Genomic DNA, 13,973 nt, shown 5'->3' on the forward strand with positions numbered 1-13,973 from the left:
GGACGGGCCGGTCACCCGTCCATTGTCGGGGAGGCCGGGGAGTGCGCTCGCGAGGCGGGAGGGGGGTGTGCCGTCGAGGAGAGACGGCAAAGACGGAGAAGACGGAGAGGGGTGTCCGCCGGGCCGTCACGCGAGCCGGTCGCGGATCCGGGCGCGCAGCCGGTCCATGGTGAAGCCGCGCGGGTCGATCTTCCCAGGGCGCCACTCAAGGTGGCCGATGACGGACCGCTCGGTCCAGCCGTGGTGCCGGCAGACCGCCGCCGCGGCCCGTTCCATCGCCTCCAGTTGCGCTTCGGGCCAGGGATCCGTGCCGTTTCCCAGGTTCACGCACTCGAAGCCGTAGAAGTGGGTGTTCCCGTCGGCGTCGAAGCGGCGGGGAGGCGGCGTGCGCCGTTCCGCGACGACGGCCCGGAGAACGTCCGGGGCACCACCGCCGGCGTGGTTGGCGCGCCCGCAGCCGACGAGGTGCAGCCGGGCGTCCTTGCCCACGACGCCGTGGCACAGCGGGCCGGGCAGGGAATCGGTGCCCTCCCAGCAGAGGCGGACGGAGGTCTCCGTGCCGGCCGTCGCCGTGTGGTGCACGATGATGCCGTGGACCGGGCCCCAGTGGCCGTGGCCGGCGCGGTTGTGGGTGCGCCAGCCGGGCACCTCGACGACGGTGGAGCCCTCCGCTCTCAGGGCGGCGAGCAGTGTTCCGGCGGACATGGGTGCGGCCACGGCCTGCGCTCCTCGAAGGTTCGGGTGGCGCACGTCCTGTCGGATACGCCTGAATGGCCCTGTTGTACCGAAAAGTTCGCAGGTTATCGGGGTGTTCGGATATCGTGCGAGCCGATTCGGCCGCAGGCCGGACGTCGCACGTCCGTACGGAGACAGAAAGCGCACGCCAGTGGACTACCAGGCCGTCCTCGAAGAGGTAGCCGCGTTCGCGCGCCCGCTGGTGGGCCGCGGTCAGGCCGCCCAGTACATTCCGGCCCTGGCGGGGATGGACACCGGGCAGTTCGGGATGGCGGTCGCCGATGTCACCGGTGGTGTGTACGGGGTGGGGGACTGGGAGCGGCCGTTCTCCGTCCAGTCGATCTCCAAGGCGTTCGGGCTGGCGCTCGTCCTGGCCGAGGGCGGGGACAAGATCTGGGAGCGGGTCGGAACGGAACCGTCCGGAAATGCCTTCAACTCCCTGGTGCAGCTCGAATACGAGAACGGCATTCCGCGCAATCCGTTCATCAACGCGGGCGCGCTGGTGGTCACCGACCGGCTGCAGACGCTGACCGGCGACGCGAGCACCACGATGCTGGAGTTCCTCCGCGCCGAGAGCGGGAATCCGGAGGTGTCCTTCGATCCGGCCGTGGCGAAGTCGGAGTCCGAGCACGGCGACCGGAACGCGGCCCTGGCTCACTTCATGGCCAGCTACGGCAACCTCGACAACCCCGTGCCCACGGTCCTGGAGCACTACTTCTGGCAGTGCTCCATCGAGATGAGCTGCCGGGATCTCGCCCTGGCGAGCGGCTTCCTGGCCCGCCACGGGCTGCGTGCCGACGGCACGCGGCTGCTGCCGCGCCGGGAGGCGAAGCAGATCAACGCCGTGATGCTGACCTGCGGCACCTACGACGCCGCCGGCGACTTCGCCTACCGGGTGGGGCTGCCGGGCAAGAGCGGGGTGGGCGGCGGAATCATCGCCGTCATACCCGGGCGCTGCACGCTCTGCGTCTGGAGCCCGGGACTGGACGCGCGCGGGAACTCGGTGGCGGGCGTCGCCGCGCTGGACCACTTCACCACGCTGACGGGCTGGTCGGTGTTCTGAGGCGGGCTCCCGGTGGCGGCGGTGGCGGCTCGGCCGGGCCCGGCGCATCGTGGAGCACGGGGAGAACCAGGAGGAGGCCGTATGGAACACGAGTTGCGCGCCGAATACGCGGACGGCAGCTCTCCGGACGACGACGACCCCGCGATCAAGACGTGGCACGTGGTCCGTGAGGGCGACGGCCCGACCGGGATGTGCGGCCGCGAGCTCGACCCGGGCGCGGCCGCCCGCTCCGTCGACCTCTGGGGGACCGGGAAGGTTCCGATCTGCCACTCCTGCGGGGCGCTCTATCTACGGGAGTCGCCTTAGTGGCCGACCCACTGCCGGTGGCCGACGGGCCGGGGGCGTATCGGGAGCGGGCCTCGCGGCGGGTGCCCGGAGCGGTCCTGTGGACCCGGGCGGACGGGGCCGCGGGCCCGGTGCGGGTCGTCCCGGACGGCTGTATGGACCTGATCGCGGTCGACGGCCGGCTGATCGTGGCGGGCCCGGACACCCGGGCGCACCTCGTCGAGGCGGTGCCGGGGGCCGTGTACACCGCGATGCGCTTCCGCCCCGGCACCGGGGCCGCCCTGCTCGGTGTGCGGGCGGACGAGCTCCGCGACCGGCGGGTCCCGCTGGAGGACCTGTGGCCCGGGCGCCGGGCGCGGCTCGTCGCCCAGCGGGTGGCGGAGTCGCCCCTGCCCGGCCGGGCACTGGAGGAGGTCGTGGGCGGCAGGGCTGCCGTGGACGCGTACGACCCGCTGGCGGGTGCCGTCCTGGCGTCCGCCCGGCGCGGTGAGCCGGTGTCCGTACTGGCCGCCCGGCTGGGCCTGGGCGAGCGGCAGGTGCACCGACGGTCGCTGCGGGCCTTCGGGTACGGGCCGAAGACGCTGGCCCGGGTGCTGCGGGCGAACCGGGCGCTGGAGTCGGCCCGGGCCGGCGTCCGGTTCGCCGACGTGGCCGTGGCCTGCGGATACGCCGACCAGGCGCACCTGGCCCGCGAGGTGCGGCGGCTGACCGGGGTCACCTTGGGGGAGCTCGTCCGGGAGCGGTGACGCCGCACCGCCGCCCGGCGGCCTCAGTCCCCTGAGGGCGTCTCCAGGGCGGCGAACAGGCCCACCGCGTTGCCGTCGGGGTCCAGTACGATCGCGTACCGCTGGCCCCACGCCGCGTCCCACGGCTCCTTGTGCCCCGTGTGCTCCCGCCGTCGTCAGCTCGGCCCAGACCGCGTCCACCTCGGCGGGGCCGTCGCGGGCGAAGCCCAGGGTGACGCGGCCCGGGCCCGTGGGCAGACGGGTGCCGGGATCGAAGGAGCGGTACGTCGCGTCGGTGTCCCACAGCAGTCGCCGGCCGTCCGGCAGCACGTGCTCGACGTGTGGCAGGCCGTCCGCCTCCGCCGGGATGTCCAGGCCGAGGCGGCGGTAGAAGGCGAGGGAAGGCGAGGGAAGGGGCCATGTCGGAGACGACGAGGCCCGTGCAGTCGAAACGTGGTGTCATGCGGGCACCGTGGGCGGGCGCCCCGGGCCGGGTCTTGAACGGATCGGACCCCGGCGGCACCCGCTCAGGGGCAGCGGATGACCTGGCCCGCGTAGGAGAGGTTGCCGCCGAAGCCGAAGAGGAGGACGGGCGCGCCGGACGGGATAGCGCCGCGTTCGACGAGCTTGGAGAGGGCGAGCGGGATGCTCGCGGCCGAGGTGTTGCCGGACTCGGTGACGTCGGTGGCGATCACGGCGTTGACGGCGCCGATGCGGCGGGCGACGGGTTCGATGATGCGCAGGTTCGCCTGGTGCAGCACGACCGCCGCCAGTTCCTCCGGGGCGACGCCGGCCCGTTCGCAGACCGAGCGGGCGATCGGCGGGAGCTGGGTGGTGGCCCACCGGTAGACGGACTGGCCCTCCTGGGCGAACCGGGAGGGGGTGCCCTCGATGCGTACGGCGTGTCCCATGTCCGGCACGGAGCCCCAGACCACCGGCCCGATGCCCGGCTCCTCCGCGGCGGAGACCACCGCGGCGCCCGCGCCGTCGCCGACGAGGACGCACGTCGAGCGGTCGGTCCAGTCCACCACGTCCGTGAACTTCTCCACCCCGACGACCAGGGCGTTCGTCGCCGCGCCGGCGCGGATGGCGTGGTCGGCGGAGGCCAGGGCGTGGGTGAAGCCCGAGCAGACGACGTTGACGTCCATCACGGCCGGGGACGCGAGTCCAAGCCGGGCGGCGACGCGGGCGGCCGTGTTCGGGCTGCGGTCGACGGCGGTGCAGGTTGCGACGAGGACGAGGTCGATGCCGGCCGCGTCGAGACCGCTCGCGGCGAGGGCCTTGGCCGCGGCCTCGGCGGCCATCGCGTCGACGGACTCGTCCGGTGCGGCGACGCGCCGGGTGTGGATGCCGACCCGGGAGCGGATCCACTCGTCGCTGGTGTCCACCATCGCCGCCAGCTCGTCGTTGGTGAGCACTCTGGCGGGCTGGTAGTGACCGAGGGCGATGACGCGCGACCCGGACATCGGTGGTTCCTCCTGCGGGCGAATGATCCGAACCCCCAGTGTTGACCGCGCCCGGCGCCGGAGCGATGAGCATTCCACCAACGTTCCGGCGGGATAACTGGCACAACCCACAGGAGAGCCCATGGGGCCCGGCTTCCGGGTTCCTCCGGTCGGCCGGGCCCTACGGGATCGGGGTGAGCGGGCCGGGGGGCCCGGTGCCGGTGTGCCGTCAGCGCAGGGAGAGCGCCGTGCGGAGGGTGGTGAAGAGCTGCGTCTGGTCGGTCACGCCCAGCACGCGCTCGGCCTGCGGGCCCTGGGCCGCGATGCGGACCTGGGTGCCGGTGTGCTCCTGGGACTTGCCCGGGGTGTTGGTCGAGTAGTTGACCTTGATCGGCTGCCCCTCGTCGGTGACGAGCGTCGACGACAGGCCGGGCGGGTTGGCCTCCAGCGGCACGATCTGGCTGGTGTGCCCGTGGTCGGCGGTGGTGACGACCAGGGTGTCCGGGTGCTGGGCGGCGTAGGCGCGGGCGACCTTCACCGCGCGGTCCAGCGCGGCCGTCTCGCCGATCTGGCCGCACGGGTCGGCCGAGTGGTCGCGCTTGTCGATCGACGCGCCCTCGACCTGCAGGAAGAAGCCCTTCTTGCCGTGCTGCTTCCGCTCCAGCAGCTGGAGCGCCTTCTTGGCCTGCTCCTCCAGGGTGGGCGTGCCGGCGGTGCGCTCCGGGTTGTTCGTCACGCAGCGCTGCGGCGCGGTGCCGCCCTGGGCGGCGGCCTTGCCGGTCCACTCGACCGGGACGTTGCCCGGGGCGAACAGGCCGAGCACGGGCTGGCCGGACCGCGCCTTGCCGAGCGCCTTGGAGTCGGTGACCACCTGGTAGCCGAGCTTCCGTGCCTGCTCGGTGACGGTCAGGCCCTTGTAGCGGCCCTCGGTGATCTTCTGGTCGAAGCGCTGCTTGCCGCCGCCGAGGAGGACGTCGACCTTGTGGTTGACGCTCTGCTCGGCGATCGAGCCGGGACCGCCCTTGGAGATCCGGTCGCTCGGGCACTCCTTCATGTCGGCCGGGCCCTGGCAGCTGCGGTCGGTGGCGTGCGAGGCGAGGACGGCCGGGGTGGCGTCGGTGAGCTCGGCGGTGGTGACGCTGCCGGTGGCGAGCCCGTTGCGCTGCGCGAGCTCCAGGATCGTCGTCATCGGCTTGTCGGTGCCGGGCGTCTTGGATATCCGGCCGTTGACGGTCTTGTGGCCGGTCGCCCAGCCGGTGCCGCTCGCCGCCGAGTCGGTGACGTAGTCCGGCTTGCCGTGCTTGTCCACGGAGTAGGTGGTGTAGGCGCCGGTCATCGGGAACTTGTCCATGTTCAGCCGGCCCGCGGCACCCACGGTGTAGTCCCGCGCGAGGGTGATCTCGGAGTCGCCCATGCCGTCGCCGATGAGCAGGATGACGTTCTTGGCCTTCTTCGGGCCGTGGGCCTGGGCCGCGACGGCCGACTCGGCCACCTGGTCCCCCCGGTCCGTGCGGCCGCTGTCGGAGGCGGAGGCCGCGGCCGGCACCGCGACTCCGGCGACGAGCAGGGCGGCGGCGCCCCAGGCGAGACGACGCCCGTACGGACGAGAACCCATGGTGTTTTTCCTTCCTCGTGGGCCGGCTGTGTGCCCGGCCGGAGGAAGCTCACCAAGCGAGGGTGTACGGCAGCGCAATACGAGGTGACGTCGAGGTCAGCGGGAGCTTTCGACAGGGGTGGGGACGGTCGTCGAGGTGGGGGCCGCACCGGCCGTGGGCGTGCCGGCCGTGGGCGTCGAGTCTTCCTTCATGGCCTTGGCCTCGCTCTTGAGGATGCGCGCGGACTTGCCGAGGGCGCGTGCCATGTCGGGCAGCTTCTTCGAGCCGAAGAGCACGACGAGGACGAGCACGACGACGATGAGGTGCCAGGGTTCGAGGGCGTTGCGCAACACGGCGCCACCTGCTTTCTTCGCGGTCTCCGCGAGGTCTCTGCGGGGCTCCGCGCGGTCTCCGCGCGGTCTCCGCGCGGTCTCTGTCTTCCGCCCGATGCCGTACCACCTTACTTGCAGGATTGCGCAATCGGGCAACCAGGGGTGACCGTCTCCCGTCTTTGGGGATGAGTTCCTGGGGGATACGCCCCTGAGGGTGAACGGGAGTCGGACGGGAGGCGGCGCGGCCGACCGGGGGAGAGCCGGTTCGGCGGGACGACGGACACGGGCTTCGTTCGGACGCGAGTTCCGTACGGGGCCGGGGAGCGCACAGGAGCTGGGGGCTCGCAGATGGGCGGAGGGGGCGGCCGGAAGTTCGGCGGTGCGTCGCTGGTGCTGGTGATCCTGCTGGTGGCCGCGGCCGGCTGGACGTACCTACGGCTCGACGGCAACCTCGGCGTCTTCGACGCGAACGGCATCGCCCGGGACCGGCCCCCCGGCTCCGCCGCCGGCGACAACGTCCTCGTCATCGGCTCCGACTCGCGCGCCGGCGGCAACCGGGACCTCGGCGGCGGTACCGGCCGCACCGGCCGCTCGGACACCGCCTTCCTGATGCACGTCTACGGGGACGGGGAGCGGGCCGCCGTCGTCTCCATCCCCCGCGACACGCTCGTCGAGATCCCGCCCTGCCGGCTCCCCGACGGCAGCTGGACGGCCGCCCGCGAGCAGGCCATGTTCAACTCGGCCTTCTCGGTCGGCGGCACCCCCGAGGGCAACCCCGCCTGCACCCAGAACACCGTCGAACGGCTGACCGGGCTGCGCGTGGACCACACCGTCGTCGTCGACTTCGCCGGTTTCGCGGCGCTGACCGACGCCGTGGGCGGCGTCGAGGTGTGCGTGCCGCAGGACGTCTACGAGGGTGACCTCGACCCGAACCGCGGCGGCCGCGGCGATCTGCTCTTCAAGAAGGGGCGGCAGACGGTGTCCGGGAAGAAGGCGCTGGACTACGTGCGGGTGCGGCACGGCATCGGCGACGGCTCGGACATCGGGCGCATCCGCCGCCAGCAGGCGTTCGTCGCCGCCCTGGTCGAGAAGGTGCGGTCCCGGGGGCTCGCCCCGGCGAACCTGCTCCCGCTGGCCGACGCGGCCACCAAATCCCTCACCGTGGACCCGGGGCTGGGCTCCGTGGACAAGCTCGTGTCCTTCGCCCGTTCGCTCAAGGACATCGACCGGCGCGACATCACGTTCGTCACCATGCCGTGGCGGTACGAGGGCGACCGGGTGGCGGTCGTCCGGCCGGAGGCGGACGCGCTGTGGGCGGCGCTTCGGGAGGACCGCGCGGTGCGGGGCGGGAGTGCCGCCGCCGGAGGTGGTGACGGCGCCGGGGCGGCGAAGCGTGGCGACGGGGGCAAGGGTGGCGTAAGCGGCTCAGGTGGTAGAGGGGGCGAGGGAGGGGTGGTGTCCGGGAACGGCGTCCGTGTCTCCGTCGTCAACGCCACGCACGTGGAGGGGGCGGCCGCCCGTGCCGCCACCCTCCTCCGGCGGCACGGTTACACGGTGACAGGCACCCGCACGGCCGAAGGCGGCGACGCGGGCACCACCGTGATCGAGTTCGGCCCGGGACAGGCGGGACGGGCCCGCACCCTGGCCCGGCTCTTCCCCGGGGCGTTCGTACGGGGCACCGCGGAATCCGGCATCTCGCTCACCCTCGGCCGGGACTACGGCACGTCGGCAGACGGCGCATCGGCGGACGGAGCGTCGGCCGAGGGTGCGTCGGCGCGGATCGCGGTGGCGGCGGAGGTGACGGTGGCGGACGCGAGAGCGTCGGACGGGAACCCTTGCCCCGATTTGTCCTACGGGTGACGTGAGGGTATGAGGGGAACCGGGTGACTGAATAGTCCGTTGTTTCAGTGAATGCAGAGTAAGTTCGGAATTCCGATGAAAAAGCGCCGCACCGGCTACCCGCCGGCACGCCGCACAACCGTCCCCTCCGCCTCTCCGAGGAGCACCGCCATGTCCGCCACCACTCCCAGGGTCCCGCCCCGGTCCCTGCCGGTCCTCCTCGCAGGGCTCGTCGCGGCTCTGCTGCTGGTGGCCGGCGGCGGTGCGGCCCTCGCCCCGCCCGCCCACGCCGCCACCGGCCTGAACGAGGTGGCCGAGGGGCTGCGGAAGAGCCCCGTCTACGTCGACCCCCGGGCGTCCTCCCAGCTCTCGTCGGCCGACGCGGACAGCCTGGCCAAGAAGATCAAGGACGCGGGCAAGCCGGTGTTCGTCGCCGTACTCCCGGACACCCCGGAGTTCCCCCAGAAGACCGTCCTGAAGGACCTGCGCGGGAAGGTCGGCGTCAGCGGCGTCTACGCCATCCGGCTCGGCGACAAGTTCACCGCGGGTGCCGACCGCCGGGTCATGTCCAACAATGCCGTCGCCAACCTGCGCGACTCCGTCCGGCGCAACGACAACGCCAACGCCGGCACAGAGCTCAACGCGTTCGTCGACGGCGCGATCAAGACCGCCCGGGGGCACGCCCCCGACTCGTGGGGCGGTTCCGACTCCGGGGGCGGGTCCACCGGGCTGATCGTCGGCGGCGCGGTCGTCGTCGCCGGCGCGGGCGGCGCCTACGCGCTCTACCGGCGCGGGAAGAAGAAGCGCGAGGAGCGCGAGCGCGCCGAGCTGGATGCCCTGCGCGTCGTCGTCGACGAGGACATCACCGCCTTCGGCGAGGAACTCGACCGGCTCGACTTCTCGCCGTCGGAGGCCGGCGCCACGGACGCCATGCGGCAGGACTACGAGCAGGCCCTCGACGCGTACGAGGAGGCCAAGCGCCGGATCGCGGCGGCGACCAGGCCCCAGGAGGTCACCGCCGTGACGGAGGCCCTGGACAACGGCCGGTTCGCCCTCGCCACCCTCGCCGCCCGCCGCACCGGGGCGCCGCTGCCCGAGCGCCGGCTGCCCTGCTTCTTCGACCCCCGCCACGGGCCCTCCGTCGAGGACGTCCAGTGGGCACCCCCGGGCGGCGCGCCGCGCACCGTCCCCGCCTGCCGCGCCGACGCGACGCGTATCGCCGACGGCCAGGACCCCATGTCCCGTACGGTCCAGACCGCCCAGGGCCCGCAGCCGTACTGGAACGCCGGCCCCGCGTACGCGCCGTGGGCGGGCGGCTATTTCGGCGGCGGCATCCTGCCCGGGCTCCTCATGGGCACGATGCTCGGCAGCATGCTCACCGGCCCTGCCTACGCCTCCGACCTCGGCGGCGTCCCGACCGACACCGGCCCCGAAGGGGGCGACTTCTCCGGCAGCGACTTTGACTCGGGTGACTTCGGAGGCGGGTGGGGCGACGGTGGAGGCTTCGGCGGCGGGGACGGCGGTGGCTTCGGGGGCGGCGACTGGTGAGGCGACCGGGAACGCCGGTACGGGGAAGAGTGACGCGTCCGGGCGGCGGTGCGCGGATGGGCGACGTGACCGCACCCGGGAGCCCGTGACGCGACCGGGCGCCTCGCCGAGGTAGCCGGCGAGGCGGCGGGCTCAGCCGGCCGGTGGCCGCCCGCCGCCGTCGCGGACGGCTCCGGCCCCGCCGGGCACGGCGTGCCCCTCGCCGCCCCCGACACCCCGCGCGTACCGGCGGGAGGCCGCCGCGAGGGCGGCGCCGTACACGGTCAGCACGGTGGCCAGGAGGAGGTACGTCAGGGGCGGCAGCCCGGTCATGGAGAGCGGGGGGCCCAGGGGGGAGAGGGGAAGCAGGAGGCCCACGACGGCCAGGGCGGTGGTGGCGAGGCGGATGGGGCCGGAGGGACGGCCTTCCGCCAGGTGCCGTCCGGAGCGCAGCAGGAGCATGACCATCGCCTGGGTCAGCAGGTTCTCGGTGAACCATCCCGCGTGGAAGGCATCCTGACCGCCGTCGTCCCCTGCCGAACGGACCGCGAAGGCCAGCACGGCGAACGTGGCGAGGTCGGCCGCGGCGTTGAGGAGACCGAAGACGGTGACGAAACGCAGCAGGTCGCGGGGGCGGAGCCGGATCGGGCGGCGGAGGGCCGCCGGGTCCGGGCGGTCGAAGGCGAGGGCGAGCTGGGCGGCGTCGAAGCAGAGGTTCTGCACGAGCACCTGGGCCGGGAGCATCGGCAGGAACGGCAGCAGCAGCCCGGCCGCCAGCATGGCGATGACGTTCCCGAAGTTGGACGAGAGAGTGATGCGCAGGTAGGCGGCGATGGTGCCGGTGCTGCCCCGGCCCGCCGCCACGGCCCGGTCGAGAGCGGTCAGGTCCTTGGAGGCGAGGACGACGTCGGCCGCCTCCCGGGCGACGTCGACGCCCGCGCGCGGACAGACGCCGACGTCGGCGGTGTGCAGGGCGGCCAGGTCGTTGACGCCGTCGCCCAGGAATCCGGTGGTCCGGCCGCTCGCCCGCAGGGCGTGGACGATACGGGCCTTGTGCTCCGGAGAGCAGCGCGCGAAGACCGTCGTCCGGGCGGCCAGCCGGGCGAGTTCCCCGTCCGTGAGGGCGTCGACGCGGTCGGCGGTCACCACCTCGCCCGGGTCCAGGCCGAGGTCGCGGCAGACGCGGGCGGCCGTACCCGGGTGGTCGCCCGTGAGGACCCGGACGGCGATGCCCCGGTCCGCGAGGACGGCCAGCGCCTCCGCGGCGGTGGGGGCGAGGGCGTCGCGCAGCGCGAGGAAGCCGGTGAACTCCAGTCCGCGTTCGTCGCCGGGCCCGTAGGGGCGGGTCCGGGACGGCCGCTCGGCGCGGGCCACGGCGAGTACGCGCAGTCCGTCCGCCGCGAGCTCCGCCGCCCGCCGCGACAGGCGCGCGCGTTCGGCCGGTTCGAGGGCGCAGCGCTCCAGGACGTCCTCCGGAGCGCCCTTGACGACGAGGACGTGGACGCCCGCGAGGGCGAACCGGGGGTCGCCGGCGCGCCGGACGACGGCGGTGGACAGGGGGCGCCCGGGGGCGCAGGGAAGGGCGGCGACCCCCTCGTACTCCTCCTCGGCGGCCGCCAGGGCGGCGTCCCCCACCGCGTCGAGCAGGGCCTCGTCCAAGGCGTCGGGCACCGGGAGTTCGGCGAGGTGCAGCGTCCAGAGGGCGTTGACCGCCGTCCAGCGCAGCACCTCCGCGCCGTCGTCTCCGTGCGCGTCCTCGGCGTGGTGGAAGACGGGCCGGTCCTGGGTGAGGGTGCCCGTCTTGTCCACGCACAGCACGTCGACGGCGCCCAGGTCGTGGAGGGCGGGGAGCCGTCGCACGATCACCTCGCCGCCGCGCGCGAGCCCGGCGGCGCCGCGCGCCAGGGCCGCCGTCACGACGACCGGCAGCATCTCGGGTGTCAGCCCGACCGCCACCGCCACGGCGAACGGCAGCGTCTCCATCCCGCGTCCGCGCAGCAGCGCGCCTGTGACCAGCACCAGGGGCGCGGTCAGCAGCATGAACCGGATCAGCGTCCAGGCGATGCCGTTGACAGACCGGTCGAACGGGCTGGCCAGGCGTGCGCCGCCGCCGCGTGCCGCGCCGGGGAGCGCCCCGGAGAGGCGGGTCGCCGCTCCGGTCGCGACGACGACGGCGGTGGCGGTGCCGGAGAGGACGCTGCTGCCCTGGAAGCAGAGGTGGGAGGGGGCGACGGCTTCCCGCGGGGCGTCCGCGCCCTGTCCTTCTCCCGAGGCGGCGGCCAAACGGTGGGGGCGGCGTCGGGGGAGTGCAGCCCGGGTGCCCGCCTCGTCGTTCGCGGTTCCGCCACCGGCTATGTCACCACCGGCCGTGTCGTCTCCCGACGGGAGGACGAGCGTGAGGCGGCGCGCCGGAGGGGCGGCCGTCAGGGAGTCGCCGGGCGCGCTGCCGCGGCTCTCGTCCGGAGCCGGGTCGGTCTGGGCCGGGGGCCGGCCGTCGAGCCGTCCCGCCCGGTCGCCGTCGGCGTCCGGCGCCGGCACGGCCTCCCCGGCCGCCACGTCCAGGGCCCGTTTCACCGCGGGGGCCGACTCGCCCGTCAGTACGGCTTCGTGGACCGTCAGGCCGGTCGTGCGGAGCAGGCGCAGGTCGGCCGGGACGAGGTCGCCGGGGGCGAGGAGTACGACGTCCCCCGGCACCAGCTCGCCGACGGGCAGCTCCCGCTGGACCGGGGGCGCGTCGGGCGCCGGGCGGCGGCGGACGGTCGCGGTGGTCGGGACGAGGTCGCGCAGCGCCGCCGCCGCGCGTTCCGCGCGGTGTTCGCCGGCGGTCCGGAGGGCGCAGCTGACGGTGACGAGGACGCTGATCACGCAGGCGGTGCCCCAGGAGGCGACCGCGGCGGAGACCAGGCCGAGGCAGAGGAGGACGGCGGTGAACGGGTCGCGCAGGCCGCGCGCGAACCGCCGGAGGGGCCCGGGCGGGCGGCGGCCGGGGAAGACGTTCTCGCCGGCGTCGGCCAGCCGGCGGGCGGCCTCGTCCTCGGTCAGTCCGCGCGGGCCACTGCCCAGCTCCCGCAGTACGTGAAGGGTGGAGCCGGCCTGGCCGGCCTCAGGCGCCCAGGCCACGGAGGCGTCCGGAAGCGGCGCCGGACCGCGACCGGGACGCGGGGTCGGCCCGGCGGTCGGAGAGCTGGTCGACCATGAGGCGGACGATGGTCACCACGTGCGGGTCGTCGACCAGGTAGACCACGCGGCGTCCCTCGCGGCGCGACCGCACCAGCCCGGCGAGCTTGAGCTTCGCGAGGTGCTGGCTGATCGCGGGCAGCGCGCCGCCGACCCGTTCGGCCAGCCCCGTCACGTCGCTCTCGCCCTGGGCGAGGGCCCAGACGAGGTGCAGCCGGGCGGGGGAGGCGAGCAGCCCGAACGCGGCGGCGGCCTCGCTCAGCACGTCCGCCGACGGGTCGGCGGCACTCCGTTCGACGGCCCCCTCGGGGCTCTCGAATCCGCCGACGCCTGCCGTCACTGTCGCTCTCCCGTCCCTGCCGGGCGTCGTCACGCCCGAGGGGGACCAGTCTAGGCAACCGGGCGGCCGGGCCCCCAGTAGCCTCCGCGCGGTGGGCTCAGGACAGCTTGCCGTCGTAGTCGGGCAGCTTGACCGTGAGTTCGGCGTGGCCGCCGCTGAGGTCCGTCGTGTTGTTGCCGATATTGGCGATGATCTTGTACCCCTTGGCCTCGATCTTCGCGCGCTCGGCGGTCTTGTAGGCGCTCACGTCGCGGAAGAGGTCGGGGAGGCGGCGGACGGAGAGGCCGTCCACCGGGTAGCCGACGCGCTTGAGGTTGTCCTCGGTGAGCGACTCCAGGAGGCGGGGGCGTGCGGTGACGAAGAAGACGGCGGCGCCGCGCTCGTGGGCGTACCGGACGAGGTCGCGGACGGGCGCGACGGCCGGTGTGGGGTACGTCCAGTGGAAGTCGGTTTCGAGCGAGGTGTTGTCGATGTCGAGGACCACGGCCTGCTTCTCGGTACGCGCCTGGGCGGTGCGCTCGCGGACGTGCGGCGTCGCCCGGTCGACGGCGGCCCGCACGTCCCGCTGCCAGGCCGCGTAGTCGACGCCCTTCAGGCCGGCGGTGCCCGAGGTGCGCGCGCCGGAGGAGCCGGACGGGGCGGCCGTGGAGGCGGTGGCCCTGGAGTCGTCCGCCGCCGTGGGGGCGGCGGTGGCCGACGTGGTCGTGCCCAGGGTGGCGAGAGCGGCGGCCGCGGAGACGGCGACGGCGGTGCGGCGGGCCCGGATCGATGCGGTCATGCCGGGAACGATCGCGTTGCTCTGTGACGGGTGGGGAACGTGAGGTTGTCCGGAGGGTGATGCTTCGGTTCCGCGACGAGGCGGTGCGGCGGGTGCGGGGAGAAGTCGGGGCGGAAATGCGCGGGTCGGGGG

At 74.2% G+C, this 13,973-nt stretch carries 12 protein-coding genes and 1 pseudogene; 5 read left to right on the forward strand and 8 right to left on the reverse strand.

Annotated elements, in window-relative coordinates; translation table 11 throughout:
- Positions 1-126 precede the first annotated feature (126 nt).
- Entirely contained in the window at positions 127-705 is a 579-nt protein-coding gene (locus tag ACSNOK_RS21445) for an N-acetylmuramoyl-L-alanine amidase (RefSeq protein WP_436782369.1), read from the reverse strand.
- Between the two features lie 181 nt (positions 706-886).
- Here ACSNOK_RS21445 and ACSNOK_RS21450 point away from each other — a divergent pair, with 181 nt between their 5' ends.
- The 3 genes from ACSNOK_RS21450 to ACSNOK_RS21460 all read left to right on the forward strand — a co-directional run bounded on the left by ACSNOK_RS21450 (position 887) and on the right by ACSNOK_RS21460 (position 2,829).
- Complete coding sequence (locus tag ACSNOK_RS21450; protein ID WP_436782358.1) at positions 887-1,798, forward strand: glutaminase; 912 nt, start codon at positions 887-889, stop codon at positions 1,796-1,798.
- Between the two features lie 81 nt (positions 1,799-1,879).
- Complete coding sequence (locus ACSNOK_RS21455) at positions 1,880-2,104, forward strand: hypothetical protein (RefSeq protein WP_436782359.1); 225 nt, start codon at positions 1,880-1,882, stop codon at positions 2,102-2,104.
- Positions 2,104-2,829 carry a helix-turn-helix domain-containing protein gene (locus ACSNOK_RS21460; protein WP_436782360.1) on the forward strand — a complete coding sequence of 242 codons (726 nt, stop codon included), beginning with the start codon at positions 2,104-2,106 and terminating at the stop codon, positions 2,827-2,829. The genes ACSNOK_RS21455 and ACSNOK_RS21460 overlap by 1 nt, the downstream gene beginning before the upstream one ends.
- 23 nt (positions 2,830-2,852) lie before the next feature.
- Here ACSNOK_RS21460 and ACSNOK_RS21465 read toward each other — a convergent pair.
- From ACSNOK_RS21465 to tatA, 4 genes and pseudogenes are all read right to left on the reverse strand, one after another.
- Positions 2,853-3,271: pseudogene (locus ACSNOK_RS21465) on the reverse strand (VOC family protein).
- A 64-nt stretch (positions 3,272-3,335) separates the two neighbouring features.
- Positions 3,336-4,274: a beta-ketoacyl-ACP synthase III gene (locus ACSNOK_RS21470; protein ID WP_436782361.1), complete on the reverse strand. Its 939-nt coding sequence runs from the start codon at positions 4,272-4,274 to the stop codon at positions 3,336-3,338.
- A 208-nt stretch (positions 4,275-4,482) separates the two neighbouring features.
- The gene (locus ACSNOK_RS21475; protein ID WP_436782362.1) at positions 4,483-5,868 is read right to left on the reverse strand and encodes an alkaline phosphatase; all 1,386 of its coding nucleotides are present in this window, start codon (positions 5,866-5,868) and stop codon (positions 4,483-4,485) included.
- Between the two features lie 96 nt (positions 5,869-5,964).
- Entirely contained in the window at positions 5,965-6,201 is a 237-nt protein-coding gene (tatA, locus tag ACSNOK_RS21480) for a Sec-independent protein translocase subunit TatA (protein WP_436782363.1), read from the reverse strand.
- Between the two features lie 327 nt (positions 6,202-6,528).
- Between tatA and ACSNOK_RS21485 the strand changes: the two genes are divergently transcribed.
- Complete coding sequence (locus tag ACSNOK_RS21485; RefSeq protein WP_436782364.1) at positions 6,529-8,040, forward strand: LCP family protein; 1,512 nt, start codon at positions 6,529-6,531, stop codon at positions 8,038-8,040.
- A 150-nt stretch (positions 8,041-8,190) separates the two neighbouring features.
- Entirely contained in the window at positions 8,191-9,567 is a 1,377-nt protein-coding gene (locus tag ACSNOK_RS21490) for a hypothetical protein (RefSeq protein WP_436782365.1), read from the forward strand.
- Positions 9,568-9,699: 132 nt separating this feature from the next.
- Here ACSNOK_RS21490 and ACSNOK_RS21495 read toward each other — a convergent pair whose 3' ends face one another.
- The 3 genes from ACSNOK_RS21495 to ACSNOK_RS21505 form a co-directional block, all read right to left on the reverse strand.
- The gene (locus ACSNOK_RS21495; protein ID WP_436782366.1) at positions 9,700-12,666 is read right to left on the reverse strand and encodes an HAD-IC family P-type ATPase; all 2,967 of its coding nucleotides are present in this window, start codon (positions 12,664-12,666) and stop codon (positions 9,700-9,702) included.
- Positions 12,650-13,063 carry an ArsR/SmtB family transcription factor gene (locus ACSNOK_RS21500; RefSeq protein ID WP_436782367.1) on the reverse strand — a complete coding sequence of 138 codons (414 nt, stop codon included), beginning with the start codon at positions 13,061-13,063 and terminating at the stop codon, positions 12,650-12,652. The genes ACSNOK_RS21495 and ACSNOK_RS21500 overlap by 17 nt, the downstream gene beginning before the upstream one ends.
- 97 nt (positions 13,064-13,160) lie before the next feature.
- Positions 13,161-13,841: an HAD family acid phosphatase gene (locus ACSNOK_RS21505; protein ID WP_436782368.1), complete on the reverse strand. Its 681-nt coding sequence runs from the start codon at positions 13,839-13,841 to the stop codon at positions 13,161-13,163.
- Positions 13,842-13,973 lie beyond the last annotated feature (132 nt).

It is taken from the genome of Streptomyces sp. URMC 126 (assembly GCF_051386555.1).
Lineage (GTDB): Bacteria > Actinomycetota > Actinomycetes > Streptomycetales > Streptomycetaceae > Streptomyces.

What these genes read in the sequence shown, in the direction of transcription:
- ACSNOK_RS21445 (WP_436782369.1), bottom strand. Translation starts at nt 705, where the DNA reads ATGTCCGCCGGAACACTGCTCGCCGCCCTGAGAGCGGAGGGCTCCACC.
- ACSNOK_RS21455 (WP_436782359.1), top strand. Translation starts at nt 1,880, where the DNA reads ATGGAACACGAGTTGCGCGCCGAATACGCGGACGGCAGCTCTCCGGAC.
- ACSNOK_RS21470 (WP_436782361.1), bottom strand. Translation starts at nt 4,274, where the DNA reads ATGTCCGGGTCGCGCGTCATCGCCCTCGGTCACTACCAGCCCGCCAGA.
- ACSNOK_RS21475 (WP_436782362.1), bottom strand. Translation starts at nt 5,868, where the DNA reads ATGGGTTCTCGTCCGTACGGGCGTCGTCTCGCCTGGGGCGCCGCCGCC.
- ACSNOK_RS21485 (WP_436782364.1), top strand. Translation starts at nt 6,529, where the DNA reads ATGGGCGGAGGGGGCGGCCGGAAGTTCGGCGGTGCGTCGCTGGTGCTG.
- ACSNOK_RS21490 (WP_436782365.1), top strand. Translation starts at nt 8,191, where the DNA reads ATGTCCGCCACCACTCCCAGGGTCCCGCCCCGGTCCCTGCCGGTCCTC.
- ACSNOK_RS21505 (WP_436782368.1), bottom strand. Translation starts at nt 13,841, where the DNA reads ATGACCGCATCGATCCGGGCCCGCCGCACCGCCGTCGCCGTCTCCGCG.